22 protein-coding genes are annotated in these 25,725 nt (G+C 64.3%); 5 read left to right on the forward strand and 17 right to left on the reverse strand.

Features of this window, described 5'->3' with window-relative positions:
• Positions 1-18: 18 nt before the first annotated feature.
• The 3 genes from LOY42_RS06790 to LOY42_RS06800 all read right to left on the reverse strand — a co-directional run bounded on the left by LOY42_RS06790 (position 19) and on the right by LOY42_RS06800 (position 2,392).
• Positions 19-1,296, reverse strand: a complete 1,278-nt coding sequence (locus LOY42_RS06790; protein WP_102683646.1) for an OmpP1/FadL family transporter — start codon at positions 1,294-1,296, stop codon at positions 19-21.
• A 144-nt stretch (positions 1,297-1,440) separates the two neighbouring features.
• On the reverse strand, positions 1,441-1,923 hold the full coding sequence (locus LOY42_RS06795) for a hypothetical protein (RefSeq protein ID WP_102683647.1): 483 nt from the start codon (positions 1,921-1,923) through the stop codon (positions 1,441-1,443).
• Between the two features lie 244 nt (positions 1,924-2,167).
• The gene (locus LOY42_RS06800) at positions 2,168-2,392 is read right to left on the reverse strand and encodes a hypothetical protein (protein WP_102683648.1); all 225 of its coding nucleotides are present in this window, start codon (positions 2,390-2,392) and stop codon (positions 2,168-2,170) included.
• 938 nt (positions 2,393-3,330) lie between these two features.
• On the opposite strand from LOY42_RS06800, the gene LOY42_RS06805 reads away from it, so the two are divergent.
• Positions 3,331-3,750 carry a tetratricopeptide repeat protein gene (locus LOY42_RS06805; protein ID WP_102683666.1) on the forward strand — a complete coding sequence of 140 codons (420 nt, stop codon included), beginning with the start codon at positions 3,331-3,333 and terminating at the stop codon, positions 3,748-3,750.
• A gap of 210 nt (positions 3,751-3,960) precedes the next feature.
• Positions 3,961-5,319: a DNA recombination protein RmuC gene (gene rmuC, locus LOY42_RS06810; protein ID WP_173862442.1), complete on the forward strand. Its 1,359-nt coding sequence runs from the start codon at positions 3,961-3,963 to the stop codon at positions 5,317-5,319.
• On the opposite strand, the gene LOY42_RS06815 is transcribed toward rmuC, so the two are convergent.
• Together LOY42_RS06815 and LOY42_RS06820 are read right to left on the reverse strand one after the other, a co-directional pair.
• The gene (locus LOY42_RS06815) at positions 5,291-8,767 is read right to left on the reverse strand and encodes a PAS domain-containing hybrid sensor histidine kinase/response regulator (RefSeq protein WP_139673519.1); all 3,477 of its coding nucleotides are present in this window, start codon (positions 8,765-8,767) and stop codon (positions 5,291-5,293) included. The genes rmuC and LOY42_RS06815 overlap by 29 nt on opposite strands.
• A 131-nt stretch (positions 8,768-8,898) precedes the next feature.
• On the reverse strand, positions 8,899-10,089 hold the full coding sequence (locus LOY42_RS06820) for an MFS transporter (RefSeq protein ID WP_258600092.1): 1,191 nt from the start codon (positions 10,087-10,089) through the stop codon (positions 8,899-8,901).
• Positions 10,090-10,248: 159 nt separating this feature from the next.
• Between LOY42_RS06820 and LOY42_RS06825 the strand changes: the two genes are divergently transcribed.
• Positions 10,249-11,388: a TDT family transporter gene (locus LOY42_RS06825; RefSeq protein WP_102683651.1), complete on the forward strand. Its 1,140-nt coding sequence runs from the start codon at positions 10,249-10,251 to the stop codon at positions 11,386-11,388.
• 6 nt (positions 11,389-11,394) lie between these two features.
• On the opposite strand, the gene LOY42_RS06830 is transcribed toward LOY42_RS06825, so the two are convergent.
• Positions 11,395-11,964 carry a LemA family protein gene (locus LOY42_RS06830; RefSeq protein WP_139673513.1) on the reverse strand — a complete coding sequence of 190 codons (570 nt, stop codon included), beginning with the start codon at positions 11,962-11,964 and terminating at the stop codon, positions 11,395-11,397.
• 1 nt (position 11,965) lies between these two features.
• Positions 11,966-13,081 carry a hypothetical protein gene (locus tag LOY42_RS06835; RefSeq protein ID WP_258600094.1) on the reverse strand — a complete coding sequence of 372 codons (1,116 nt, stop codon included), beginning with the start codon at positions 13,079-13,081 and terminating at the stop codon, positions 11,966-11,968.
• A gap of 272 nt (positions 13,082-13,353) precedes the next feature.
• Between LOY42_RS06835 and LOY42_RS06840 the strand changes: the two genes are divergently transcribed.
• Positions 13,354-15,228, forward strand: coding sequence for an MFS transporter (locus tag LOY42_RS06840; protein ID WP_102683654.1), 1,875 nt, complete (start codon positions 13,354-13,356; stop codon positions 15,226-15,228).
• Between the two features lie 16 nt (positions 15,229-15,244).
• Here LOY42_RS06840 and sugE read toward each other — a convergent pair whose 3' ends face one another.
• The 8 genes from sugE to LOY42_RS06880 all read right to left on the reverse strand — a co-directional run bounded on the left by sugE (position 15,245) and on the right by LOY42_RS06880 (position 22,088).
• Positions 15,245-15,562, reverse strand: a complete 318-nt coding sequence (gene sugE / locus LOY42_RS06845) for a quaternary ammonium compound efflux SMR transporter SugE (RefSeq protein WP_023631604.1) — start codon at positions 15,560-15,562, stop codon at positions 15,245-15,247.
• Positions 15,563-15,799: 237 nt separating this feature from the next.
• Positions 15,800-16,765 (reverse strand): bile acid:sodium symporter family protein, encoded by a 966-nt coding sequence (locus LOY42_RS06850; RefSeq protein ID WP_102683655.1) that lies wholly within the window; start codon positions 16,763-16,765, stop codon positions 15,800-15,802.
• 42 nt (positions 16,766-16,807) lie between these two features.
• Positions 16,808-17,461: an HAD family phosphatase gene (locus LOY42_RS06855; protein WP_139673503.1), complete on the reverse strand. Its 654-nt coding sequence runs from the start codon at positions 17,459-17,461 to the stop codon at positions 16,808-16,810.
• 13 nt (positions 17,462-17,474) lie between these two features.
• A complete protein-coding gene (locus tag LOY42_RS06860; protein ID WP_139673499.1) occupies positions 17,475-18,464 on the reverse strand; it encodes an ABC transporter ATP-binding protein in 990 nt (329 codons plus the stop codon).
• Position 18,465: 1 nt separating this feature from the next.
• Positions 18,466-19,260: an ABC transporter permease gene (locus tag LOY42_RS06865; protein ID WP_102683658.1), complete on the reverse strand. Its 795-nt coding sequence runs from the start codon at positions 19,258-19,260 to the stop codon at positions 18,466-18,468.
• Entirely contained in the window at positions 19,250-20,089 is an 840-nt protein-coding gene (locus tag LOY42_RS06870) for an ABC transporter permease subunit (protein WP_094011831.1), read from the reverse strand. The genes LOY42_RS06865 and LOY42_RS06870 overlap by 11 nt, the downstream gene beginning before the upstream one ends.
• Positions 20,086-20,892, reverse strand: a complete 807-nt coding sequence (locus tag LOY42_RS06875; RefSeq protein WP_139673496.1) for an alkaline phosphatase family protein — start codon at positions 20,890-20,892, stop codon at positions 20,086-20,088. Before LOY42_RS06875 ends, LOY42_RS06870 begins: the two co-directional genes overlap by 4 nt.
• Positions 20,893-21,029: 137 nt before the next feature.
• A complete protein-coding gene (locus LOY42_RS06880; RefSeq protein ID WP_102683660.1) occupies positions 21,030-22,088 on the reverse strand; it encodes an ABC transporter substrate-binding protein in 1,059 nt (352 codons plus the stop codon).
• Positions 22,089-22,423: 335 nt separating this feature from the next.
• Here LOY42_RS06880 and LOY42_RS06885 point away from each other — a divergent pair, with 335 nt between their 5' ends.
• A complete protein-coding gene (locus tag LOY42_RS06885; RefSeq protein ID WP_102683661.1) occupies positions 22,424-23,137 on the forward strand; it encodes a UTRA domain-containing protein in 714 nt (237 codons plus the stop codon).
• 117 nt (positions 23,138-23,254) lie between these two features.
• On the opposite strand, the gene LOY42_RS06890 is transcribed toward LOY42_RS06885, so the two are convergent.
• Entirely contained in the window at positions 23,255-25,411 is a 2,157-nt protein-coding gene (locus LOY42_RS06890) for a mechanosensitive ion channel family protein (protein ID WP_139673491.1), read from the reverse strand.
• A gap of 44 nt (positions 25,412-25,455) precedes the next feature.
• Entirely contained in the window at positions 25,456-25,626 is a 171-nt protein-coding gene (locus tag LOY42_RS06895) for a hypothetical protein (protein ID WP_167388396.1), read from the reverse strand.
• Between the last annotated feature and the right edge of the window lie 99 nt (positions 25,627-25,725).

The following is a 25,725-nucleotide window of genomic DNA, read 5'->3' on the forward strand; positions in this document are numbered from 1 at the left end:
TCATGCAGCGGGTAATACTCAGAAGCGGTAGGTCAGCGAAGCACCAATGCCGTGGGCGCTGTTTTCGTACTTGGCCTGGTAGCTGCCTTTGAGGCCAGCTTCGGTCAGGCTGTGCGGCTGGTTGTTGACCTTGGTGTCCTCTTCCCACAGGTAGGAGTAGGCCACGTCGATGGTCATGTCGTCGGACGGGCTCCAACCGGCACCGATGCTGAAGATCTTGCGATCGCCAGTGGGGATGCGCGGCGAACGGTTGGTGTTGTTGGTCGGCGACTGGTCAACCGAGAAGCCGGTACGCAGGACCCATTCCTTGTTCACCTTGTAGGATGCGCCAATGGCGTGGGCCCAGGTGTCGTGCCAGTTCTGCTCTTCAGTAATGGTCGCGAACTGCCCGGCAGGGCCTGCCGGCACTTCGTTGTTGACCGTGATGTTCTCCAGGCGGCTCCAACGGGTCCAGGTGCTGCCTGCGTACAGGGTCCACTGGTCGTCCAGCTCGTGGGTGACCGAGAAGTCCACCGACTCGGGGGTCTTGATCTTCAAGGTGGCATCGAACTTGTTGCCGTCCAGGCCCAGCAGCGGGTAGCTGACCTTGGTCTTGCCTTCGAGCTTGTAGTCGACCATCGAGTGGTAGGTCAGGCCGACGCGGGTGCGGTCGGTGGCTTGCACCAGGATACCGATGTTGTAGCCAACCGCGGTGTCGTCGCCCTTGATCTTAACTTCGCCATCGGCCGGACGCAGCGGCGAGATACTGGCCAGGTTCGAGCCCAGTTCACCCTCGATGCGGTTGATGGTCGGGCCGAAACCGATCGAGACCTTGTCGTTGAACGCATAGCTCACGGTCGGCTGGAAGGTCACGACCTGAACATGGCTTTTCTTGCCCCAGTAGCGCGCGGCATCGTCGCTGCCGTAGTCGGTGACCAGGCCGAATGGCACGTAGACGCCGAAACCGACGCTCCAATGGTCATCGATGGACTTGACGTAGTAACCCATCGGCACGCCGACCAAAGGCACCATGTCGCCGTCCATTTCCCCCCCTTTGTTGCTGCCGCGTCCGGAAATATCGGACTTGGCGATGACCGCGGCACCGCCAACGGTCATTTGATCGCGCTTCAGGCGGGACATGCCCGCCGGGTTGCCATACACGGTGCTGGCATCTTCGGCAGAAGAAGAACGACCCGCAAAACCTGTCCCCATGCCGCTGATGCTCTGTTCGTTCAGCGCAAAGCCGCTGGCGAGCAATTGGCTGGAAGCGAGGGCAACGGCAACGCCGAGAGAGGTTTTGAGCATAACTTTTTTCATTATTAGAAACTCCTTGGGATCTCCGGGGCGAAACGCTACCAACAAATGCCGCACTGCGCTATAGGCTAGAACGCAGGAGATAGAGCGGTTTTGTAGGACAATCCGACCAAAATTCCGTTTATTCCGGTTGTAGGACGTGGCTGTTCAGGAGGCGTGGGTAAGCATCGGCTCGATGCACTGGTGCCAGGCGTGGGTGAAATCCCGCAGGCGCCCCTGGGGGTGGAAGGTCTGCCGCCAAATCCGCGCCAGGCCCAATAGATCGTCGGCGGCCGGCAGCGGCGTGGCCTGCTCTTCTATCAGCATCCAGGCGATGGCAGTGGCATAGCGCAGGTTGACGGTGAGTTCGAGGTGCGGGCCACCGAGGAAGGCGTGCTGGCTGGCCAGGCCACGGACCAGGCTGGCCAGTTCGGGGTCGCGTGCGAGGTATTCGTCCCATAAACAACGGTGACGATTCTCACCGATCCGGTAAAGCCCATGGCCGCGTCGGTCATGCAGGGCAGCCCCCAGCCCCGACTGGCTTGCAGCAACGCCCAGTAACAAAGCTTCTGCGCTGTCGCAGTGGCGTCCCAGGTAGATCAGGGTCGGTCGGATCACGTATCGACTCAACTCGTTCGCAGCGATGCCCATGATGGCCTCTTACGAAAAGGGCCGACGGGCGCTGGAGCTTGGCAGCTGGTGAGTGGTCAGGCCCGCCGGAAGCGGCAGGTGCCGCTCGAGTTGAAGTGTAGTGTGATAACTGTGGTGTAAAGGGCTGTTTTTAAATCGATTGCAGCCAGAAGGCGCGGAGCATATGCCCGCTGGCGATTAAGCCAATTACCTTCAGGCTGGCGCGTGCAGGGTGTATTCATGACGTGAATTGCCCGTCATTCATTCATGCCGTCAACGACTGGCGCGCACGCTCGATCACGGCCTGCAGCGGCTCGGCCCGGTTGTATTGTTCCGGGTAGAGGCGCTCGCTGTGGCAAGCCACACCGTATTGGTCGACCAGGGTGAAGCTGAAGCTGCCCTTGCGTGGGGCAACGATAAGGCACTTGAGTGGAGCGAAGGCCTGGGAAAGGGTGCCAAAGGCAGCCTGGATTTGTTGATGGTTACTCATATTGTTGGATGTTCCTGCGTAAGACACGGTGTTTGATCCGTGCACAATAGAAACGTTCCAGTGACGTCTTTATTAAGGAGACGCAGAACCTGACTGGAACAGGGCAGCCAGAGGGGCGCATGCAATAAGTGGCGCTGGGCTGACTGGTAGGTACGACAGAAGGCAGGCAGCACACCGACACCAGGGTTCTGGGCATCGGGGAAGATCCTGATCAATCTGAAAACGTGATTCGTGCTGGGCAGGGTTTGCCGAGTGAATCATCGAATGGGCCGGTCCCGATGGGGCAGCGCCTGCTCGTCTTGAGCGTCGGGCTGTAGGGACTAAGTGGCCAGAATGACTTCAGCTGGGTACTAACAGGGCGCAACCCTACGCGAACATTCAAGGGTTGGCAAGTTTTTATTTCTTGCGGTAAGCCGACCATTATGTCGCCTAATGCACCTGCTGTGAAGAGGGGGAAATACCCCGGCAATTGTCTGGATGTACCCTTTTCGGGCGCAGTCGTGCCGTTTGTTGGTGCACTTGTACACACTCGCCCGGAGACTTGTAACGCTCTAGCAACATCCTGTGGAAGGCTCGCCAATGACTTGACTAAGGGCTTAAGTCAATGAAAAAAAACACTAATTTTTGCTGGTGAAAAAATCGACAGTTTGACTGAAAGCCCCATTTCACAGGGGTTTGCGGGCTGCCTTCAGGGGTTGTCCACCGACTTATCCACAGGTTCTGTGGATTGTCCCGGGCGCTTGCTCTAGGACGGGCGTGCCAGCTGTTTTGTCGATTGTCCGACAATGGGTGGCGCGGTCTGGCATGGGCATTTTCACCGCGAAAACGTCAAGAAAAAATCATCGAAAAAAAATGTCGATCAGCCGAAGGTCGCCCGGGCCAGCTTGCAAAAAATCGAGTAGAGTGGCGCGCCTCTCGAGTCACCCTTGCTGTTGGTCATGAAGCTTCGCGGTAAACACTTCGCCAGTCCTGATGCCTCTGCATCGCTGCCGTCCCCCAAGCGCTTTTCCCTGAAAGTGGCCCTGTGGCTACTCGACAGCCCGCACCTGGGCGACAAGCCCAGTGTCAAGCACCTGGCCGGGCGCATGCTCAAGCAACCGGCGCGCCAGGGCGTGGTGGTGGCGCAAAGCCGCCTGGGGCAGATGCTCTGCCGGGACTGCGGCAATGCCCGCGACCGGCGTATCGGTCATGAACTGTTGCGTCAGGCGGCGCGTGCCGGCGACCGTCGGGCACAGCTGGAATTTGGCCGATTGTGCCAGGCCCAGGAGCCTGAACTGGCCCGTTACTGGTTGGAGCTGGCGGCGGGGCAGGGTTCGCAGGAGGCACGGCGGCTGTTGCGTCAGTGGTTCCCCGCTTGAGCAGGCGCGGGCTTGCCCGCGACAGGGCTGCACAGGCAACCGCGCCAGCAGCCTGATAAGCTGCGCAGCATCAATCAGTGTTCGATCGGGGTAGGCATGACAGTGGATCTGACCAGCATTCTGCTGGGCTTGGTGGCAGGTGCCGTGCCTTGCCTGGGCTGGGTCATGCAGGTACAGCGCAACCAGGGGGCGCGCAAGGCCGAGCAAGCTCTGCTTGCAGAGCGCCTTGCCGCCGCGCAGTTGGCCCAGGCCGGCCTGCAGGCGCAGCTGGAGGCCAGCCGTGACGAGGTCAGCGACCTCAGCGAGGCCAACACCGTCAAGCAGACCCAGCTCGCCGCCCAGGGGCGTGAGCTGGAGTTGCTGCAGATCGACCGTGACAACAGCCGCGATGCCGCCCACGCCTGGCACCTCGAGCGCGCCAACCGTGAGGCCGAGCTGCGCCGCCTGGAGGCGCAGGCCGCCCGGCTGGAGGCCGAGTTGCGCGAGCAGCAGGAAAGCCACCAGCAACGCCTGGAAGACCTGCAGGAAGCCCGTGACACCCTGCGCGCCCAGTTCGCCGACCTGGCCACCAAGATCTTCGACGAGCGCGAACAACGCTTCGCCCAGACCAGCCAGCAGCACCTGGGCCAATTGCTTGACCCGCTCAAGGAGCGTATCCAGGCCTTCGAGAAGCGTGTCGAGGAAAGCTACCAGCAGGAAGCCCGTGAGCGGTTCTCGCTGGGCAAGGAGCTCGAGCGCCTGCAACAGCTCAACCTGCGCCTGTCCGACGAAGCCACCAACCTCACCCAGGCACTCAAGGGCCAGAAGACCCAGGGCAACTGGGGCGAACTGATCCTGGAGCGGGTGCTGGAGCACGCCGGCCTGGAGAAGGGGCGCGAGTACCAGACCCAGGTCAGCCTCAAGAGCGCCGATGGCGAGCGGTTCCAGCCTGACGTGCTGATCATGCTGCCGGGCGACAAGCAGGTGGTGGTCGATGCCAAGGTCAGCCTCACCGCCTATCAGCAGTTCGTCGGCAACAACGACGAGGCCGCGCTCAAGCAGCATGTGCAGTCGCTGCGCAATCACGTCAAGGGTTTGTCGAGCAAGGACTACAACCGCCTGGAGGGCCTGCACAGCCTCGACTTCGTGCTGTTGTTCGTGCCCATCGAGGCGGCCTTCTCGGCGGCGCTGCAGGCTGAGCCCAACCTGTTCCAGGAGGCTTTCGACCGGCAGATCGTGATCGTCAGCCCGACCACCTTGCTGGCCACCCTGCGGGTGATCGACAGCCTGTGGAAACAGGAACGCCAGGGGCAGAACGCCCGCGAGATCGCCGAGCGCGCCGGCTGGCTGTACGACAAGTTCGTGCTGTTCATCCAGGACCTGGACGAGCTCGGCGCCCGCCTGGCCCAGGTCGACAAGGCCTATGCCGCGGCACGCAACAAGCTGTGCGAGGGGCGCGGCAACCTGGTCAGCCGCAGCGAGCAGCTCAAGCTGCTCGGCGCACGGGCCAGCAAGAGCCTGCCGGCCGAGCTGGTCGAGCGCGCCCTGAGCGACGAGGTCCTTACTGAACCAGGCTCAGATGCCGATTGAGCAGGGCGCGCAGGGCTGCCGGCTTGACCGGCTTGGCCAGGTAGTCCAGGCCCGCGGCATGGACCAGGGCGATGGTCTCGTTGCGCCCGTCGGCGCTGATCACCACGCCGGGCACCGGCTCGCCCAGACGCGCCCGTAGCCAGCCCATCAGCCCGGTGCCGGTCTCGCCGTCATCCAGGTGGTAGTCCACCAACGCCAGGTGCGGGCGCAGGCCTTTGGCCAGCAACGCCTCGCATTCGGCCTGGTTGCGCGCGGTCCACACCTGGCAGCCCCAGCGGCTGAGCAGGCTGTTCATGCCGATGAGGATGCTGTCCTCGTTGTCCACGCACAGCACCTGCAGACCGGCCAGCGGCTGGCCGGCCTGTTCCACGGGGGCGGGCGTCGCGGGCGCGGGGCTTCGGGCGATGGGCACGTTGACGCGGAACACGCTGCCCTTGCCCGGCCAGGAACGCACCTCCAGTGGGTGCGCGAGTACCCGGCACAGGCCGTCGGCGATCGCCAGGCCCAGGCCCAGGCCTTTTTCGGCGCGGGTCTGGTGGCTGTCCAGGCGTTTGAACTCCTGGAAGATCACCGCCAGCTTGTCGTCGGCGATGCCAGGGCCGCGGTCCCATACTTCCAGCCACAGGCTTTCACCTTTGCGTCGGGCGCCGAGCAGGATCGGGCCTTTGCCGTAGCGCAGGGCGTTGGTGAGGAAGTTCTGCAGCACCCGGCGCAGCAGCTTCATGTCGCTGTCGACCCGCAGGCGGCTGCCGCGCAGGCGGAACTCCAGGCCTTTTTCGGCGGCCAGTACCTTGAACTCGGTACCGAGGGTATCGAACAGTTCGTTGAGGGCAAAGGGTTTGATGTCGGGGGTGACCTTGCCGTTCTCCAGGCGCGAGATGTCGAGCAGGTCGCTGATCAGCTCTTCGGCCGAGCGCAGCGAACTGTCCATGTGCCGCACCAGTTGCCGGGCTTCGTCGTTCATGCCCTCGGCTTGTTGCGACAGGGCGGCGGAGAACAGCCGGGCGGCGTTGAGCGGTTGCATCAGGTCGTGGCTGACGGCGGCAAGGAAGCGAGTCTTGGACTGGCTGACCGCCTCGGCGCGGCTCTTGGCCTCGGTCAACGCCTGGTTCAGCTGCGACAGTTCGTGGGTACGCTCGGCGACCCGTTGCTCCAGCCCCTCGTTGGAGTCGCGCAGGGCCTGCTCGGCTTCGCGGAACGGGGTGATGTCGGTGAAACTCATGACGAAGCCGCCCCCGGGCATCGGGTTGCCGATCAGTTCGATCACCCGGCCATTGGGGAACAGCCGTTCGGAAGAGTGGGCGCGGCCCTGGCGCATCCAGTGCAGGCGCCGCGCCACATGCACCTGGGCCTCGCCCGGGCCGCACAGGCCGCGTTCGGCGTTGTAGCGGATGATGTCGGCGATCGGCCGGCCGACGCTGATCAGCCCGTCGGGGTAGTTGAACAGTTCGAGGTAGCGGCGGTTCCAGGCCACCAGGTGCAGGTTCTGGTCGACCACGCTGATGCCCTGGTTGATGTTCTCGATGGCCCCCTGCAGCAGCGCACGGTTGAACTGCAGCACTTCGCTGGCTTCGTCGGCGATGCGCACCACGTCCTCGAGCTGCATGTCGCGGCCTTCGATGGCGGCCTTGACCACCGCCCGGGTCGAAGAGGTGCCGAGCACACCGGCCAGCAGCCGTTCGGTGTGTTCGATCCAGTCGCCATCGGCGTTCTGGTTGGGGTTGAAGCCCTTGCCCTGGCGGTAGGCGAAGCGGATGAAGCTCTGCCGGGCACGTTCCTCGCCGACAAAACGTGCGGCGAGCTTGAGCAGGTCGTCGATCTGTACCGCCAGCAAAGGTTTGCTGGAGGGGCGGGCGCTGGTCTGCTGGCCGATGAAGCGCCCGGCCTGCCAGTGCTCGGAAACCCGCGTGCGCGACAAGATCGAGACCCAGGCGAACAGGGTGAAGTTGCCCGCCAGCGACAGCACCACGCCCTGGGTCAGCGGGGTGATTGGCAAGTTGAGCGGGTTGCCGTGCAGCCAGGCCAGGCCCGGGAACAGTTGCAGCGACCAGCCCAGGCTGTGGGCGGCGATCGGCAACACCAAGGTGTAGAACCACAGGAAGATGCCGGCGGCCAGGCCCGCGAACACGCCGCGGCGGTTGGCCTGCTTCCAGTACAGCGCGCCGAGCATGGCCGGGGTCAGCTGGGTGACCGCGGCGAAGGCGATCTGGCCGATGGTCGCCAGGCTGGCAGTGGAGCCGAGCAGGCGGTAGCTGACATAGGCCAGCAGCAGGATCACCACGATGGTCACCCGGCGCACCGAGAGCATCCAGTGGCGGAACACCTCGAACGGCCGCTCGGCGTTGTTGCGGCGCAGCAGCCAGGGCAACAGCATGTCGTTGGAGACCATGGTCGACAGCGCCACGGCCTCGACGATGACCATGCCGGTGGCCGCCGAGGCGCCGCCGATGAACGCCAGCAGGGCCAGGCTCGGGTGGGCCTCGGCCAGCGGCAGGCTGATCACGAAGGAGTCGGAGATCACCGTGCCCGGCAGCAGCATCTGCCCAGCCAGGGCGATGGGCACCACGAACAGCGCGGCCAGGGCCAGGTACAGCGGGAACACCCAGCGCGCCAGGCGCATGTCCTGGGGCTCGATGTTCTCCACCACGGTGACGTGGAACTGCCGGGGCAGGCAGATGATCGCCATCATCGCCACGGCGGTCTGCACCACCATCGACGGCCAGTTGATGGTTTCTTCCCAGTAGTCGTTCAGGTGCACGGACTGCCGGGCCTGGGTGAACAGGTCGTCGAAGCCGTCGTACAGGTTGAACACCACGAAGGCGCCCACGGCGAGAAAGGCCAGCAGCTTGACCAGTGATTCGAAGGCGATCGCCAGGACCATGCCGCGGTGGTGCTCGGTGACGTCCAGGCTGCGGGTGCCAAAGACGATGGCGAACAGCGCCAGCACCAGCGACACCACCAGCGCGGTGTCCTGCACCCGGCTGCCGGTGGCGTCGGCATTGGCGCCGATCAGCAGGTTCACCCCCAGCACGATGCCCTTGAGCTGCAGGGCGATGTACGGCAGCACGCCGACCAGGCAAATCAGTGCCACTACCACTGCGAGGGACTGCGACTTGCCGTAGCGGGCGGCGATGAAGTCGGCGATCGAGGTGATGTTCTGCTGTTTGCTGATCAGCACCATCTTCTGCAGCACCCAGGGCGCGAAGATGAGCAGCAGCACCGGGCCCAGGTAGATGGGCAGGAACGCCCAGAGCTGCTCGGCGGCCTGGCCGACCGCGCCGAAGAAGGTCCAGCTGGTGCAGTACACCGCCAGCGACAGGCTGTACACCCAGGCGCGCAGGCGCGGCGGCAACGGCGTGCTGCGGCGGTCGCCGTAGAAGGCGATGGCGAACATGATGGCCATATAGGCCAGGGCAACCACGGCGATCAGCCCGCTGGACAACGACATGCAAACTCCGGAGCAAAAAAGAAAACGCGGTCCCGATCAATCAGTCTGGCACGCAGGGCGCGGTTCGTCAGCGCCGACGATGGTCGCAGTGGCAGGACGTCGCAGGCCCCGTGACGGGCGGGTATTGCCAACTAAGCCTGTCGGGCCATGTGTGTCCCCAGCCAGTAGAACACCGCCGCCAGCATCACCGACCCGATCAACAGATAGAACACCGTCACCGGCACCACATGCCCCAGCGCCAGGCCCACCAGTATCGGGCCGAGCCCCGCGCCCAGGTTGGAGAGGTTCTGCGCGCCATAGTAAACCCCGCGCAGGTGCTCCGGCGCGATCAGGTCGATGAACATGAATTCGGCCGGAATCACGATGATCTCGCCCAGGGTGAACACCAGCATGGCCAGACACCAGACCAGCGCCGAAGCGGCCACGGAGAATCCCAGCAACCCGGCAACGAACATGGCCATGCCAGCCATCAGCCAAGGCATCAGGCGCTGACGGGTGATGCGTCGGCCAATCAGGTACTGCAGGCCGATCACTGCGAGGGCGTTGGTGGTGACCAGGTAGCTGGCCAGGCGCGCCACCTCGGCGGGATCGTGCTGAGTCACCACCAAGTACTGCGACAGGTAGGCGGTGAACTGGCCGAACACCACAGCACTGAGCACGCCGCCTAGGGTGAAGCAGACCAGCCGCCGGTCGCGCAGCATGCCCAGGCCGACCTGGGCGAAGCTCGCCGCCTGCCCGGCCTCGCGCAGGCCCAGCAAGCTGCGTTCGCCCAGGCGGTAGTAAGCCAGGCTCAGGCCGAGGCCGATCAAGGCCGACACCACGAACGGCAGGTGGTCGTCCGCCTCTATCAGCATCACCCCGAGCATCGGCCCTGCGGCCCAGGCGATGTTGTTGAACGTGTACTTGATGGCGAATACTTCGCCGCGTCGGTTCTCTGGCAGCAGGGCGCAGAACCCGGCCTTGGCGGCAATGTCGACCACCGTCTGGGCCAGGTAGGCCACCACCAGGAAACAGAAGAACGGCGCAGCCGAGGTACTGGCCACGATGCCGACGAAGGCCAGGGCGAACACCAGGGTGCAGGCGACGATCAGCGTATGGCTGCGCAGGGTGTCGACCAGGTGTCCGCCGTAGAGGCTGAGCAGGGATGCCAGGAGCATCGCGCCGCCGACCAGCAGGCCGGTCTGGCCGACCGACAGGCCCAGGTGTGTTGACAGGTACACCACCAGATAGGGCAGTGTGATCGCCCGCGCCATGGTCAAGGTGAAGGTGGTGAACAACAGCAGGCGAACCGCGGTGGGATAGCCTTTCAGGGCGCGGAGCATCGACTGATCCTTGTCATTGTCAGCGGTCAAGCATATGCCAGGTGCCGGACTGGCTGCTATATCTTTAAAATCGATAACAGATAGAGAAATTACCCGTTATATGGATATTCTATGCAGGCATAAGATATCTCTACCTTACACAAGGGCAGGAGACACCTTATGCCATGCACCCAGACCCGTACGCCTTCCTGGCGCCCGTTCAGCCAGTTGGCCCATCCCCGCGAAGTGATTCGCCAGTTCACCCCCAACTGGTTCGCCGCGACCATGGGCACCGGCGTGCTGGCCCTGGCCTTTCATCAGGTCCAGGTGCCGGGATTGGACAGCGTGGCCGAGGGACTGTGGTGGCTGACCATCGGCCTGTTTACCCTGTTCTGCGTCCTGTATGGCGCCCGCTGGATAATGTTCTTCAATGAGGCGCGGCGGATTTTCGCGCATTCCACCGTGTCGATGTTCTTCGGCACCATCCCCATGGGCCTGGCCACCCTCCTCAACGGCGCCCTGGTGTTCGGCTTGGCGCGCTGGGGTGAGGCCGTGGTGCCGTGGGTTGAAATGCTTTGGTGGCTGGACGTGGGCCTGGCGCTGCTATGCGGCGTGGCAATTCCCTACCTGATGTTTACCCGCCAGGAGCACAGCATCGACCAGATGACTGCGGTGTGGCTGCTGCCAGTGGTGGCGGCGGAGGTTGCCGCCGCCAGTGGCGGGTTGCTGGCGCCGCACCTGGCGGACGTTCACGCACAGTTCCTGGTGGTCATCACCAGCTATGTGATGTGGGCGGTTTCGCTGCCGGTGGCGTTCAGCATCCTCACCATCCTCATGCTGCGCATGGCCTTGCACAAACTGCCGCCGGCCAACATGGCCGCCTCCAGCTGGCTGGCGCTGGGCCCGATCGGTACCGGTGCGCTGGGCATGCTGGTGCTCGGTGGCGATGCGCCGGCGGTGTTCGCCGCCAATGGCCTGGGCGGCCTCGGCGAGGTGGCCCGTGGGCTGGGGCTGGTGGCCGGTATCGTGCTGTGGGGCGCCGGGTTGTGGTGGTTGCTGACGGCGGTGCTGATCACCCTGCGCTACATGCGCCAGGGCATGCCGTTCAACCTGGGTTGGTGGGGGTTCACCTTCCCCTTGGGCGTGTACTGCCTGGCCACGTTGAAACTGGCCGCCTGGCTGGGCCTGGGCTTCTTCACGGTGTTCGGCCAGGTGCTGGTGGTGGCGCTGGCGCTGCTCTGGCTGCTGGTGGCCAGCCGGACCCTGCGCGGGGCGTGGCGCGGCGAGCTGTTCGTGTCACCGTGCATTGCCCAGCGCTGATCGGCCTTACAGGTTGGGTGTGTAGTCGAAGGCGCTGGCGGCTTGGATATCGGTGAACGGGGTGACGGCTGCATGCTTGTTCATCACGCCGTTGACCAGAGAGCCTGGGAACATCTGGATGCCGTTGTTGAAGCGTTCCACTTCGCCGTTGAAAATCACGATGGCCGCGCCGACGTTCTGTTGCTGCTCGGCGATTTCGCGCATGAGGTTGTTCATCAGTTCCGAGGCCTTGAGATCGGGGTAGGCCTCGAAGGCCACGCGCAGCCCGCCGAGCAGCGAACGGGTTGCGTCCTCGGCCTTGGCCAGGGTCTTGCCGTCCGCCTCGACAGGCAGCTCGGCAATGGCGCTGCGCAGGCGGGTGATTCCGGCCAGCACGCCTTGTTCATGGTCGCGGTACAGGCCGGCCTGCTCTTGCAGCGCATCGAGCACCTTGGTCTTCTGCCGCTCATAGGTCAGCACATCGGCCCAGGCGCGTTTGACCCGGTTATGGTTGCCGACGATGCCGTTGTGCAGGCTGATGACGATCAGCGGTACGCCGATCAGCACGGCGAGCAGGATAAGGGCGAAAAGGTCCATGTCAGTGTTCCGTCTGTAGCTGTGCCGGGGTAGGCACGGTGAAATTGTCGTCGTGCTGCTCGGCCAGGATGTGCACGGCGTCGAGCAGAGCGCTGAGCTGTGGCAGGTGCACGCCGTGGTCGATCAGCAAGCGGAAATCGCTCGCGCGGGTCAGCTCGCAAGTCAGCTTGAAAGCGAGCGGGTTGTCGTTGCTGCTCAGGCACAGTTGCCCGTGCTGCGAGAACTCCAGGTTGGGCGTATCAAGCTGGCGATGCAGGTCGATCAGGTGCAGCACCGTCACCGGCTTGGCGAAGCGGGCGCAGGCCATGGCCGAGCTGCCAGTGAGGCTGAAGGCGCGGTCGAAGTCGCTTGAGGCGGTCTTGAAGTGGTGCTCCATGTCGACCATGGATGAGCGGCCGCCGCTGCCGCCACCCAGGGCGATTCCCTGCACCCAAGGGAAGTCGATCACCAGGCTGTAGCGATCGTATTCCTGGTAGGAGGTCACGGTTTTCGAGGTCGTGCCGCCCTTGCCATCGGACTCGGTTTCCTGGTGGGTCTGTTTGTCCACGTAATGCAGGTGGTACCAGCGGTAGTTGAAGCTGTGCAGCCGACCCTGATAGTGGCCCTGCACGGCGCGGCGCAGGAAACGCTTGTGGTTGCCGCGCACATAGTCGCGAAACTCGATTTGCAGGCCCTTGAGCAACTGGCTGTCGGTCACCGGGATTTCCTGCAGGCCGGCGGTGATCAGGCTGGAGCGCTCGGCCAGGTCGTAGGCAAGCTTGGGGATGAGCTTCCTGCGCTGATAAAGGACGATCAGGCTGAACGCAGCGCCACCGAGCAGGCCGAGCGTGAGGTTGGACGCAAGCTGCGGCACGCTCTGGCCCAGCAGCTTGGCCAGCGGCGCCAGCAGCGGCTCGTACGCCTGCAAGTAGCCTGCGATGCTGGCAATGGCCAGTGGTCCACAGAGCAGGGCCATCAGCCAGGGCACCCGGTTGTCGAACTGCATGTTGCCGTAAAAGTCGGCCATGGCGTCCACGGCGGCCAGCAGTTCCTGCTTGGTCGTCGCCGTGCGTGCGGTATGGCTGGCCGCCCGCACTGTGCGTTTGAGCCGGGCGTTGTGGGTATTCAATTGAATCAATGGCTGGCCTTCATCCCTGTCCAGTTCGACCCCAAGTGGCGCACCTTTGCGCGTTGGTGAGGGGCGGCAGTCTGCCAGCTTCGCGGTTGCCGTTCCATCGTGTCGAGCGACAGGCGCTGAACTGACAGCCGCTGCTTCTGCCACAGGCGTGGCGCAGCCGAAACCTATGGAAGGAGCAACGGGCTTGCCTTCATCGTCCATTCCCGTGCAGATTTGTGGCTTTATGCGCTGAACGTGCCTCCAATGACAAAGCCCAACCAGGTACACGGACGATGAGTCACCCCTCGCAATTCACCCTGCTCGGCAAGCGGCGCTTCCTGCCGTTCTTCATCACCCAGTCGCTGGGTGCCTTCAACGACAACCTGTTCAAGCAGTCATTGATCCTGGCGATCCTCTACAAGCTGAGCCTGGAGGGCGACCGCTCGATCTGGGTCAACCTCTGCGCCTTGCTGTTCATCCTTCCGTTCTTCCTGTTCTCGGCACTGGCCGGGCAGTTCGGCGAGAAGTTTGCCAAGGACCGCCTGATCCGCGCGATCAAGCTGGCCGAGATCGTCATCATGGCCATTGGCGCGACTGGTTTCGTCACGCACCACCTCGAGCTGATGCTGGTGGCGCTGTTCGCCATGGGCACCCACTCGGCGCTGTTCGGTCCGGTGAAGTACTCGATCCTGCCCCAGGCCCTGCGCGAAGAGGAACTGGTGGGTGGCAACGGCCTGGTGGAGATGGGCACCTTCCTGGCGATCCTGGCGGGTACCATCGGTGCCGGCGTGCTGATGTCTTCCAGCCAGTACGCAACGTTGGCCGCTGCGGGCGTGGTGGGCACCGCGGTGCTGGGCTACCTGGCCAGCCGCTGGATCCCGCGGGCGGCCGCCGCCGCGCCGCAGATGAAGCTGGACTGGAACATCTTCAAGCAGTCATGGCTGACTCTGCGCCTGGGCCTGGGCCAGACCCCGGCGGTATCGCGCTCGATCGTCGGCAACTCGTGGTTCTGGTTCGTCGGCGCGATCTATCTCACGCAGATCCCGGCCTACGCCAAGGACTGGCTGCACGGCGACGAGACCGTGGTCACCCTGGTGCTGACCCTGTTTTCGGTAGGCATCGCCGTCGGTTCGCTGCTGTGCGAGCGCCTCAGCGGGCGCAAGGTGGAAATCGGCCTGGTGCCGTTTGGCTCGTTCGGCCTGACCCTGTTCGGCCTGCTCTGGTGGTGGCATTCGGGGGATGTCCCGGTCGGTGCCGCGCCCCATGACTGGCTGACCTTGCTGGGCATGAGCCAAGCCTGGTGGATCATGCTGTCGATCGTCGGCCTGGGCATCTTCGGCGGCTTCTACATCGTGCCGCTGTATGCGCTGATCCAGGCGCGCACCCCGGAAGGCGAGCGGGCCCGGGTGATTGCCGCCAACAACATCCTCAACGCACTGTTCATGGTGGTGTCGGCGATCATCACCATCGTCCTGCTGAGCCTGGCCAAGCTGAGCATCCCGCAGCTATTCCTGGTGGTGTCGCTGCTCAACATCGCGGTCAATGCCTACATCTTCCGCATCGTGCCCGAATTCACCATGCGCTTCCTGATCTGGCTGCTCAGCCACTCGATGTACCGGGTCGAGCACCGCGAGCTGCAGCGCATTCCCGACGAAGGCGCGGCGCTGCTGGTGTGCAACCACGTGTCGTTCGTCGATGCACTGCTGATCGGCGGCGCCATCCGCCGGCCGATCCGGTTTGTCATGTACTACAAGATCTACAACCTGCCGGTGCTCAACTTCGTGTTCCGCACCGCCGGTGCCATCCCCATCGCCGGGCGTGGCGAGGACGAGGCCACCTACGAGCGTGCCTTTGCCCGTATCGCCCAGTACCTGGCCGACGGCGAGCTGGTGTGCATCTTCCCCGAAGGCAAGCTGAGTTCGGACGGTGAGATCGATGTGTTCAAGGGTGGAGTGAACCGCATCCTGCAGGAGACGCCAGTGCCGGTGATCCCGTTGGCGTTGCAGGGGTTGTGGGGTAGCTTCTTCAGCCGTGACCCGAACAAGGGCTTCTTCAAGCGCCTGTGGTCACGGGTGACCCTGGTGGCCGGCGCCGCCATCCCGGTGGAGGCGGCGCAGCCTGAAGTGCTGCGCGAGCAGGTGAGCCTGCTGCGCGGCGACATGCGCTAAGGGAAAAGGAGGGAGGTCAGCTGGCGCTGACCTTCAGGCCGACCAGGCCGGTGATGATCAGGGCGACACTGGCCAGGCGGATCAGCGCCATGGATTCACCGAACAGGATGATCCCGGCGATCACCGTGCCGACCGCGCCGACGCCGGTCCAGATGGCATAGGCGGTGCCCAGCGGCAGCTCCTTCATGGCAAGGCCCAGCAGGCCGAGGCTGATGACCATGGCGCCGACCGTCAGAACGGTGGGCAGGGGGCGGGTGAAGCCGTCGGTGTACTTGAGGCCGACAGCCCAGCCAACTTCGAACAGGCCGGCGAAGAACAGGATGATCCAGGACATGGTGATTCTCCATCGTTATCAAAGATGGGGCCGTCCCCGGTATGTTCACGCACAGCGTCGTGAGGCCGTCCTCACAGTGCGCACTATAGTGCCCATTTGCCGAGGCTGGAGCAAGTTTCAAGGATCGGTGGTTGCCTCATCGCCGGCAAGCCGGCTCCCACAGGGTTAGCGCATGGCTGGCTTCATGCGGTCGGTGTGGGAGCCGGCTTGCCGGCGATGAGTCCGGGGCAGGCAACATCAATTTCTGGCAGATACGATGTTCTCTACCTCTGGCTCAGGCTCCTCCATTCGCCTGAACCACGTCGACAGCAAAGCCCCGGAGATGTTGTGCCACACGCTGAACAGCGCACTGGGCACCGCGGCCAGGGGCGAAAAGTGCGCCGACGCCAGGGCCGCGCCCAACCCGGAATTCTGCATGCCCACCTCCAGCGCCAGCGCCTTGCGCTGGGCCAGCGGCAGCTTGCACAGCTTGCCGGTCAGGTAGCCCAGCAGGAAGCCGAAGCTGTTGTGCAGCACTACCACCGCCATGATCAGCAGCCCCGATTCGGCGATCTTCGCCTGGCTGACCGCCACCACCGCGCAGACGATCATCACGATGCTTACCACCGACACCAGCGGCAGCACCTGCACCGCCAGCTGCACGCGGGCGCCGAGCAGGCGCTGGGCGAGCACGCCGAGCACGATCGGCAGCATCACCAACTGCAGGATCGACCAGAACATGTCCATGAACGAGACCGGCAGCCACGCCGAGGCGAGGAACCAGATCAGCGCCGGGGTAAGCAGCGGGGCGAGCAGGGTGGTCACCGCGGCGATCGCCACTGCCAGTGCCAGGTCGCCCCTGGACAGCCACACCATGACGTTCGACGCCGTGCCGCTCGGGCAGCAGCCTACCAGGATCACGCCCACGGCGATTTCCGGCGGCAGCTGGAACAGCTGGCACAGCAGCCAGGCCACCCCGGGCATGATCACGAAATGCGCCACTACCCCCAACGCCACCCGCCATGGCTGGCGGGCAACGGCGGCGAAGTCGTCGAGCTTGAGGGTCAGGCCCATGCCGAACATCACCAGGCCCAGCAGCGGCACGATGGCGACCTTGAGGGCGATGAACCACTGCGGCTGAAGGAAGGCCAGGCAGGCGAACACCAGCACCCACAGGGCGAAGGTGTTGCCGACGAAGCGGCTGAGGGCGGCGAGGGCACGCATGGGGCAATCCTTGTTGTTCTGTTCAGGTGCCCCCGATCATACTCAAGACCAGCTCAGAATGGGCCAGCCGTTGGTTTGCGCGTGCTCGCGCAGCACCGGGTCCGGGTTCACCACGTAGGGGTGATCCACCTTCAGCAGCAGCGGCAGGTCGTTGCGCGAGTCGGAATAGAAGCTCGCGCCTTCGAGGTTTTCCTGTTCCTGGTCGAGCCACTCCAGCAGGCGGACGATCTTGCCCTCGCGGTAGGTGAGCACGCCGTGGGTCTTGCCGGTGAATACGCCGTTGACCGCTTCCAGCTCGATGGCGAGGTATTCGTCCACCCCCAGGCGCGCCGCGATCGGGCCGACGAGGTGGGTGCCGCTGGCCGAAATGATCAGAATCCGGTCGCCACGCTGGCGGTGCTCGGCGATGCAGCGGCAGGCGTCGCCGTAGATGATCGGCTCGATCACATCCTCTACCCAGGGCTCGACCAGGTGCTCCACTTCTTCCAGGGTGCGCCCGGCGATCGGCTCCAGGCTGAAGGCCATGTAGTCCTCCATCTGCAGGTGGCCTTTGCCGTAGGCTTCCATCAGTTCATGGTCGCGCTTGAGGAAACTCTTGCCATCGACCCAGCCCAGCCGGGCCATCTGCTCGCTCCACAACGACGCGCAGTCGCCGTGGATGAGGGTTTCGTCCAGATCGAAAATTGCCAGTGCCATGCGTTGAATCTCCTTAGGCCACTTCCCGTAGCGCCGTGGGGTCGATCGACAAGGATACCCGTTGTCCGTCCGCGTGCAGATCGCTGGCGCAACGATTGAGTACGTCCACCACCAGTTCTACGCCGCGCACCTGGACGCGGTAGCGGATCACGTTGCCCAGCAGGCTGTGGCTGCGGATCTCGCCATCCAGCTCGCCGTTCAGGCTCAGGGTGATCGACTCTGGGCGGATCGCCAGGCGCGCGGCCACCGGGCGTTGCAGCAGGCGGCTGGCGCTGTCGGCGTCGAGCAGGTTGTAGTTGCCGATAAAGCCGGCGGCGAACAGGTCCACGGGCGCGGTGTAGAGGGTTTCGGCATCGCCGCTCTGGACGATGCGTCCCTGGTTCATCAGGACGATGCGGTCCGACATGGTCAGGGCTTCTTCCTGGTCGTGGGTGACGAAGATGGTGGTAAGCCCCAGCTCGCGCTGGATGGCGCGGATCTGTTCGCGCAAGTGCTTGCGGATACGCGCGTCCAGCGCCGACAGTGGCTCGTCGAGCAGCAGCAGGCGCGGGCGGGTGACCAGCGAGCGGGCCAGGGCCACGCGCTGGCACTGGCCGCCGGACAGCTGGTGCGGGTAGCGCGTGGCGAAGCTGCCGAGCTCGACCAGGTCGAGTACCTCGCGTACCCGTGCCTGGCTTTCGTCGGCCTTGACCTTCTGCATGCGCAAGCCAAAGGCGATGTTCTGTTCCACGGTCATGTTGGGAAACAGCGCGTAGCTCTGGAACACCATGCCGATGCCGCGCTTCTGCGGGCTCAACGGCACGATGTCCTGGCCGTCGAGCAGGATCCGCCCGCTATCCACCGGGGTCAGCCCGGCGATGCAGCGCAGCAGGGTGGACTTGCCGCAGCCGGAGGGGCCGAGCAGGGTGACGAACTCGCCGCGTTCGATCTGGCAGTCGATGTTTTCGAACACCGGGCTGCCGGCGTAGCTCTTTTGCAGTTTCTGTACGCTGACGAAGCTCATGTCAGGTCTTGTCCTTGTTCAGGCGGTTGGCGACCCAGGTCAGCACCAGCACGAAGGCGAAGTAGGAGATTACCAGGGCGCTGTTGAAGTGGCCGCTGCTGTTGCGCATGTTGTTCAGGTACACCTGCAGGGTCTCGTAGCGGGTGCCTACCAGCAGGTTGGCGAACACGAACTCGCCGAACAGGAACGAGAACGACAGCAGCAGCGCCACCATCAGGCCTTTGCGCAGGTTCGGCAGTACCACCAGGAACGCCGCCTGCCAGGTACTGGCGCCGAGCAGTTGGGCGGCGTCCATCAGGTCGCGCAGGTTGATGGCCTGCAGGTTGTTGGTGATGGCTCGATACATGAACGGCAGGGCGATGGTGAAGTAGCAGCCGATCAGGATCCACGGCGTGCCGACCATGGCCATCGGTCCGCTGCCGTAGAGTTGCAGCAAGCCCACCGCAGACACCACGGGCGGCACCGCGAACGGCAGCAGGATCAGTACGTTCATCAAGGCGTCGAGCTTGGGGAAGTGGTAGTGCACCACGAACAATAGCGGCAGGATCAGCACTACCGACAGCACCAGCGCGCCCACGCACACCAGCAGCGACTGGCCGAAGGCTGCGAGAAAGCGCGGTTCGCTCCACAGCGCCACATACCACTTGAAGGTCAGCCCGCTGGGCAGCAGGGTGGCCGACCAACTGGTGGCCAGCGAATAAAGCAGGGTGCCGGCCAGTGGCAGCAGCAGGATGAGGAACAGCAGGTAGACCACCACGCGGTGGTAGAGCCCGCCGGCTTTGTTTTCAGCGCGCATGGTAGCTCCTCTTGAGCAGCCATTGATGGGCCACCGTGACCACGGTCATCAGCCCCACCAGCACCATCGCCAGGGCGCTGGCCAGGTTCGGGTCGAGGCTGATGTCGCCGGCCACAAGGCCGGCGATACGGATCGGCAGCACGTTGAAGTTGCCGGTGGTCAGGGCGTAGACGGTGGCGTAGGCGCCCAGGGCGTTGGCCAGCAGGATGACGAAGGTGCCGAGCAGCGCCGGGGTAAGCACGGGCAGGCCGATGTGCCGCCAGAACTGCCAGTGGCTGGCGCCCAGCAGCGCGGCGGACTCACGCCAGTCTTCGCGCAGGGCGTCGAAGGCGGGGTAGAGCAGCAACACGCCCAAGGGGATCTGGAAGTAGGTGTAGACCAGGATCAGGCCGGTCTTGGAGTAGATGCTGAAGTCGCCGAGCAGCCCCATCTGCTTGAGCAGCAGGGTGAGCGCGCCATTGAAACCGAGCAGGATGATGAAGGCGAACGCCAGGGGCACGCCGGCGAAGTTGCTGGTCATGTTGGCAAAGGCGCTGACGAAGTCGCGCAGTTTCGAGTCGACCTGGCGCAGCGAATAGGCGCCCAACGTGGCGATGACGATGCCGAACAGGCTCGACCAGAAGCTGATCTCCAGGCTGCGTTGCAACGCCTGCAGGTAGAACTTCGAGGCGAAGATCTTGCTGAAGTTGGCCAGGCCCCAGCCACTCTCGCTTTGCAGGCTGTTGATGGCGACCCAGGCCAGCGGTGCGATCTGGAAAATGATGAAGAACACGGCGAACGGCAGCAGGCAGAGCAGGGCCAGGTAGCGGCCGCGATGGCTTGCATTCACTTGAGCAGCTCCCGGCAGACCGGTTTGTCGTGGGCGGCGCCGAGCAGTTCGCAGATCGTGCCGCAGAGCTCGGTCTGCAGCGGCTTGGCCGCAGGGTCGAGGCTGAAGGCTTCGCCGAACACGAACAGCGGCACTTCACGCTCCTCGGCGAGCAGGCCGTTGTGCGAGCGGTCGTTGTTCATGCCGTGGTCGGCGGTGACCAGCACCTGGTGGCCCTCCTCGAGCCAGCGCGGCAGGTAGTCGGCCAGCAGGATGTCGGCGCTGCGCGCGGCGTTGCGGTACTGGCTGCTGTCCAGGCCGTGGCGGTGGCCGGCGTCGTCGATGTTCATCGGGTGTACCAGGAGGAAATTCGGCGCATGGCGGCGGCGCAGGTATTCGGCGTCGGCCAGCAGGTGCGAATCGGGGTAGTGGTCGGCGTAGTAGAACAGGCCGTGCTGGATCGGCAGCTTGGGGGCATGGGTGTGGCGGTCGCGCAGCGGGTCGAACGGCGAGCGGTTGTACAGCTCGCTCATCCAGTGGTAGGCCGCCGCCGCAGTGCCCAGGCCGGCCTCGCGGGCGTAGTGGAACACGCTGCGCTGGTTGGACAGACGGTTGATGTTGTTATGCACGATGCCGCTGTCGATCGGCGGCACACCGGTGAGAATGCATTCGTACAGTGGTCGCGACAGCGACGGCAGCTCGCACTCCACGCGGTACAGCGCGGCGCGGTCGGCCTCGACATAGGCGTGCAGGTGGCCCATGGCGTGGTGGGCGACCTGGTGGTTGAGGCCGTCGAGCAGGACCAGGATGACGTTGTGTTGCATGGTGGCTCCGCAGGGGTATCAGTCGGTAGCGCGTCGCCCTCATCGCTGTCAAGCCAGCTCCCACAGGTCTTGCGCTGACCCTGTGGGAGCTGGCTTGCCGGCGACAGGGCCGATTCAGGCAGAAGGGAATCTGCCCCTTATTCCATCTCGATGATCACCTGCTCCTGCCACTTCTGTGGCAGGGCCTTGGAGGTCGCTTCCCAGGCCGCAGCATCTTTGATTGGCTGGGCGGCCTTGTACTGCTCGTTGGGCAGCAGCTTGGCCTGTACGTCCGCCGGCAGCTTCAGGTGTTCGGCACGGATCGGCCGGGCGTGGCCGATGGCCAGGTTGGTCTGGCCGGCATCGCTGAAGATGTATTCACGGGTCAACTTGGCCGCGTTCGGGTGCTTGGCGTACTTGTTGATGATGGTGGTGTAGCCGGAGATGACCGAGCCATCGGAGGGGATCAGCACCTCGAAGCGTTTCGGGTCGATCTGTTCGCGGTAGCTCAGGCCGTTGAAGTCCCACACCACGCCCACTTCCACTTCGCCTTTCTCCAGGGTCTGGATGGTCGGGTTGGCCAGCGACAGGCGCTTCTGCTGGGCCAGCTTGGTGAACAGCTGCAGGCCCGGCTCGATGTTGCTTTCGCTGCCCTTGTAGGCGATGGCGGCGGCAAGCACGCCGTTGGCGGCCTGGGCGGCGGTGCCGACGTCACCGATGGCGACCTTGTACTTGCCCTTTTCCAGGTCGTGCCAGGTGCTTGGGCGGTCCTCTTCCTTCACCAGATCCTTGTTGATGATGAAGGCGATGGTGCCGGTGTAGGCCAGCGCCCAGTGGCCGTCCTGGTCCTTGGCCCACGCCGGGACCTGGTCCCAGGTGCTTGGCTTGTAGGGCTGGGTCACGCCCTTGGTGACCGCGATCGGGCCGAAGGCCGCGCCGACGTCGCCGATATCGGCGCTGGCGTTGTCCTTCTCGGCATCGAACTTGGCGACTTCCTGGGCCGAACTCATGTCGGTGTCGCTGTGCTTGAGGCCGTACTTTTTCGCCAGGTCTTCCCAGGTGCCTTTCCAGTTGGCCCAGGCATCGGGCATGCCCACGCTGTTGACCGTGCCTTCCTTGCGGGCGGCGTCTTCAAGGGCCTTGAGGTCCTGGGCCATGGCCGAGGTGCAAAAAGCGATGGCCGAACCGAGCAGTGACGCCATGAACAACTTTTTCATCCGAAGCTCCTTTGGTGGGTGCCTTGCATTCGTTGTTATGAACGGAAGCGGTGCTTGCGACCCCTTGGTCTAGGTCAGCAAACCTTGCGCCAAGGTAGGCCTGTTGCGTGACAGTTTGATGTAAGGGGCGGGGCGGGTGGCAGGCCCAAGGCCCTGGAACTACAGCGTAGACCAGATCGAAAGCCTTGATTCGCGTGGGCTGGCGCGGATCTGGCATATCTGGCAAGTGCCCTGCGGCGCCTGTGTCACAGGATGTTCATCAGCCGTGCCTAGGCTTGCACTACGCTCCAACTGCCCCGTTTCGGGGCTGGACTAGTCCAGATAGGTAACCTTTGATGCAAGCGACGCCACCGCGCGCGGTAACAGCCATCTGCCACGCGCTGCAGGAGCAGATCGAACACGGCTTGCTGGCGCCCGGCGGCAAGCTGCCGGCCGAGCGCAGGCTCAGCGAGGTGTTCGACACCACGCGTATCACGCTGCGCGAGGCCCTGGTGCAGCTCGAGGCCATGGGCCTGATCTACCGCGAAGAGCGGCGCGGCTGGTTCGTCGCGCCCGAGCGTCTGACCTACGACCTGATCGAGCGCAGCCACTTCCATGCGATGGTGCGAGACCAGGGGCGCGAGCCGCGTACGCAGCTGCTGTCGGCGCGGCTGCAGCCGGCTTCGGCGGCGATCTGCGCGCGCCTGCGGCTGCCGGCGCTGTCCAGCGTGGTGAGGATCTGCCGGTTGCGGCGTATCGACGGGCGGGCGGTGCTGTATGCCGAGCACTATCTCAACCCGCGCTACTTCCCAGGAATCCTTGAGCTGGACCTGGCCCGGTCACTGACCGAGATCTATGCGCGGGAATACGCCATTCACTATGGGCAGGTGTGCTTCGAGATCCTGCCGACGGCGTTGCCGGTGGAGGCGGCGGCTGCCCTGAAGGTGTCGGCTGGCAGCCCCGGGCTGCATATCACCCGGGTCAACAGCGACCAGCATGGGCACCTGATCGACTGTGACCTGGAGTACTGGCGCCATGATGCGATTCGCATCCGCGCGCAGGCGGGGTAAGGGGGCTGCTGTGCAGCCCATCGCCGGCAAGCCGGCTCCCACAGGTTTGGCGTTAGTCTTGAAGGTCATGTGATCCCTGTGGGAGCCGGCTTGCCGGCGATGGGGCGCGAAGCGGCCCTAGCTGGCGGCTCCGCCGGCTTCAGGGATGGCACCACCCCCAGCCGTCACCACTTGCACCGACAGCCGTGGCGTCGCCAGATCCAACCCCGCTTCATCGAGCTGGCGCTTCAACGCCAGGTTGAACGCCCGCGACACCTCCCACTGCTTGATCGGCGCAGTCTTGAACCGCGCCCGCAGGATCGCCGATCCCGACTCGAAGCTTTCCACCCCCTGCAACTCCAGCGGCGACCAGATGTTGCGGCGCATCAGCGGGTCATTGCGCAGTTTCTGCCCGACCTCGCGAATCAGGGTGATGGCCTGGTCGATGTTCATGCTGTGCGGGATGGCCACGCGGAAGATCGCGTAGCCGAATTCGCGCGAGTAGTTCTTGATGCTCTTGATTTCGCTGAACGGGATGGTGTGCACGATGCCGTCGATGTCGCGCAGGCGCACGGTGCGGATGGTCAGGCCCTCGACCGTGCCCAGGTGGCCGCCGACATCCACGTAGTCGTCGATGGCCAGCGAGTCCTCGATGATGATGAACAGGCCGGTGATCAGGTCGGCTACCAGCGACTGGGCGCCGAAACCGATGGCCAGGCCGATGACACCGGCACCGGCCAGCAGCGGGGTGACGTTCATGCCCATGTTGGCCAGGGCGACGATCACCGCAATGATGACGATCACCACGAACATCACGTTGCGGATCAGCGGCATCATGGTCTGCGCACGGGCGTTGGCCAGCCCGCGCCGCGAATGCACCAGGGCATGATGCACGGCGGTGTCGGCGAGGATCCACACCAGCCAGGCGACGATCAGCGTGCCGGCCAGGCCCAGCAGGCGCAGGCTGACTTCATGGCCGTCACCCTCGGCGAAGCTGATCATCGAGTGGCCCCAGACGCGCAGGCCCAGTTCGATGAACAGCAGCCAGATGAACAGGTGCACCAGGACATAGCCGAAGTTGCGCAGGCGTTCGGTATAGACCGCCTGGCGCTTGTTGGCGCGCCTGGGCTTGGCGGCATGGCGACGGACCAGGCCATTGAGCACCATGCACACCACCACCAGCACCGTGCACATCAGCGACTGGCGCAGGGCGGTGCTGGTGTCGCCGGCGGAGACGAAGGTGGCGAACAGCGAAATTGCCACCAGGATCAGCGCCGGGATGTACCAGAAGCTGCCGAGCAGTTCGATGGTGTCGCTCAGGGTGCGCCGGGTCAGGCGCCGGGACAGGGGCTGGTTGCGGATCAGGTGGGCGATCGGGCGGCGGAAGCGCAGGATGAACAGCCCGGTGCATAGCGCGGCGATCACATTGGCCAGGGTGGCCAGGGCGTGGGCCAGGTGGCTGCCCAGCGCGGTGGTCAGGCGTGGGTCGCTCATCGCCTCGCCGAACGCGGCGAAGCTGCCGATCAGCCACAGCGGACGGAACGCCTGGTGCCGCAGAATGTGAAGGGCGCGGTGGCGATGCGGGCCATCGAGCAGCGAGAAGGCAATCACGCAGATCGCCGAGAACAGGGTGCCGACCACCAGCGCGTAAGCCAGCACCATGGCCATCGACTTGCCCAGCGAGGAGGGCAGGGCGAAGCTCAGGTACACGGTGAACACCAGCGCCACCAGCCATGGGCCCAGCTTGCGCAGGGCAAAGCGCACCAGGTCCCAGGTCCGCGGGTGCTGCGGCAGGTCTTCGGTCAGGCCGAAACGCAGGCGCACACGGTGGCCGATCCAGTTGAAGGCATAGGCCAGCAGGCCCCAGACCAGGATGACCCCGGCGAAGCCGAACAGGATCGCCGGCCATTGATGCACCGGCACCACCAGTGCGGCCAATTCGTCCTGGGCCTGGTCGATTTCCAGCGACCAGCGCTTGAACGGGCTGGCATCGCCGCTGAACTGTTTCTCGAAATCATGCAGGGCGCCGCCGATCAGGCCGAGCACGCCCTGTTCGACAGTGGGTTGCGATTGCCGGGTGGCATCGCGCAGCTTTTTCAGGTCGGCCAGCAGCTTGGCGCGTTGCTGGTCGTTTTCCAGGTTCTTGATCACCTCGTCCAGGGACTTGCCCAAGGGCTCGCTGGCTTCGGGCTGGGCGGGCGTGCTGGAGCCGAGCAGGCCTGGCAGGCCGGCGGCGTGCGCTGGCGTGACGAACAGCAGGAACAGCAGCGTGATGCAACGCAGGAGGGCTGGCACCGGGAAATCTACCTCAGGTCAAACGTTTGCCCGAGTGTAGAGGTTTACGACGGCAGTTTCTCGAGGATCTTCCAGCAGGTGAGGCCGAAAATGCCGAGGGTGCCGATCCACATCATCAGCACGCCGACATTGCGCTCGCGCAGGCTGAAACCGATGGTCAGCAGCATCAGGAACAGGAACACCGGCACGAACAGGGACAGGAACGGCGATGACATGGACAGCATCCTTCTGTTTTGGGGGCCATGTATCAAGCATAGCGCTTTGCAAGCGAGGCGGATTGATCGGGGGCAGGCGGTGACCCGATCGCGCGGCAA

Origin of the sequence: Pseudomonas sp. B21-023 (assembly GCF_024749165.1) — a bacterium.
In the GTDB taxonomy this organism is placed as follows: domain Bacteria; phylum Pseudomonadota; class Gammaproteobacteria; order Pseudomonadales; family Pseudomonadaceae; genus Aquipseudomonas.

Coding starts and splice junctions, on each gene's coding strand:
- LOY42_RS06790 (WP_102683646.1), bottom strand. CDS start 1,296: ATGAAAAAAGTTATGCTCAAAACCTCTCTCGGCGTTGCCGTTGCCCTC.
- LOY42_RS06795 (WP_102683647.1), bottom strand. CDS start 1,923: ATGGGCATCGCTGCGAACGAGTTGAGTCGATACGTGATCCGACCGACC.
- LOY42_RS06800 (WP_102683648.1), bottom strand. CDS start 2,392: ATGAGTAACCATCAACAAATCCAGGCTGCCTTTGGCACCCTTTCCCAG.
- LOY42_RS06805 (WP_102683666.1), top strand. CDS start 3,331: ATGAAGCTTCGCGGTAAACACTTCGCCAGTCCTGATGCCTCTGCATCG.
- LOY42_RS06815 (WP_139673519.1), bottom strand. CDS start 8,767: ATGTCGTTGTCCAGCGGGCTGATCGCCGTGGTTGCCCTGGCCTATATG.
- LOY42_RS06820 (WP_258600092.1), bottom strand. CDS start 10,089: ATGCTCCGCGCCCTGAAAGGCTATCCCACCGCGGTTCGCCTGCTGTTG.
- LOY42_RS06825 (WP_102683651.1), top strand. CDS start 10,249: ATGCCATGCACCCAGACCCGTACGCCTTCCTGGCGCCCGTTCAGCCAG.
- LOY42_RS06830 (WP_139673513.1), bottom strand. CDS start 11,964: ATGGACCTTTTCGCCCTTATCCTGCTCGCCGTGCTGATCGGCGTACCG.
- LOY42_RS06840 (WP_102683654.1), top strand. CDS start 13,354: ATGAGTCACCCCTCGCAATTCACCCTGCTCGGCAAGCGGCGCTTCCTG.
- sugE (WP_023631604.1), bottom strand. CDS start 15,562: ATGTCCTGGATCATCCTGTTCTTCGCCGGCCTGTTCGAAGTTGGCTGG.
- LOY42_RS06850 (WP_102683655.1), bottom strand. CDS start 16,765: ATGCGTGCCCTCGCCGCCCTCAGCCGCTTCGTCGGCAACACCTTCGCC.
- LOY42_RS06855 (WP_139673503.1), bottom strand. CDS start 17,461: ATGGCACTGGCAATTTTCGATCTGGACGAAACCCTCATCCACGGCGAC.
- LOY42_RS06860 (WP_139673499.1), bottom strand. CDS start 18,464: ATGAGCTTCGTCAGCGTACAGAAACTGCAAAAGAGCTACGCCGGCAGC.
- LOY42_RS06865 (WP_102683658.1), bottom strand. CDS start 19,260: ATGCGCGCTGAAAACAAAGCCGGCGGGCTCTACCACCGCGTGGTGGTC.
- LOY42_RS06875 (WP_139673496.1), bottom strand. CDS start 20,892: ATGCAACACAACGTCATCCTGGTCCTGCTCGACGGCCTCAACCACCAG.
- LOY42_RS06880 (WP_102683660.1), bottom strand. CDS start 22,088: ATGAAAAAGTTGTTCATGGCGTCACTGCTCGGTTCGGCCATCGCTTTT.
- LOY42_RS06885 (WP_102683661.1), top strand. CDS start 22,424: ATGCAAGCGACGCCACCGCGCGCGGTAACAGCCATCTGCCACGCGCTG.
- LOY42_RS06895 (WP_167388396.1), bottom strand. CDS start 25,626: ATGTCATCGCCGTTCCTGTCCCTGTTCGTGCCGGTGTTCCTGTTCCTG.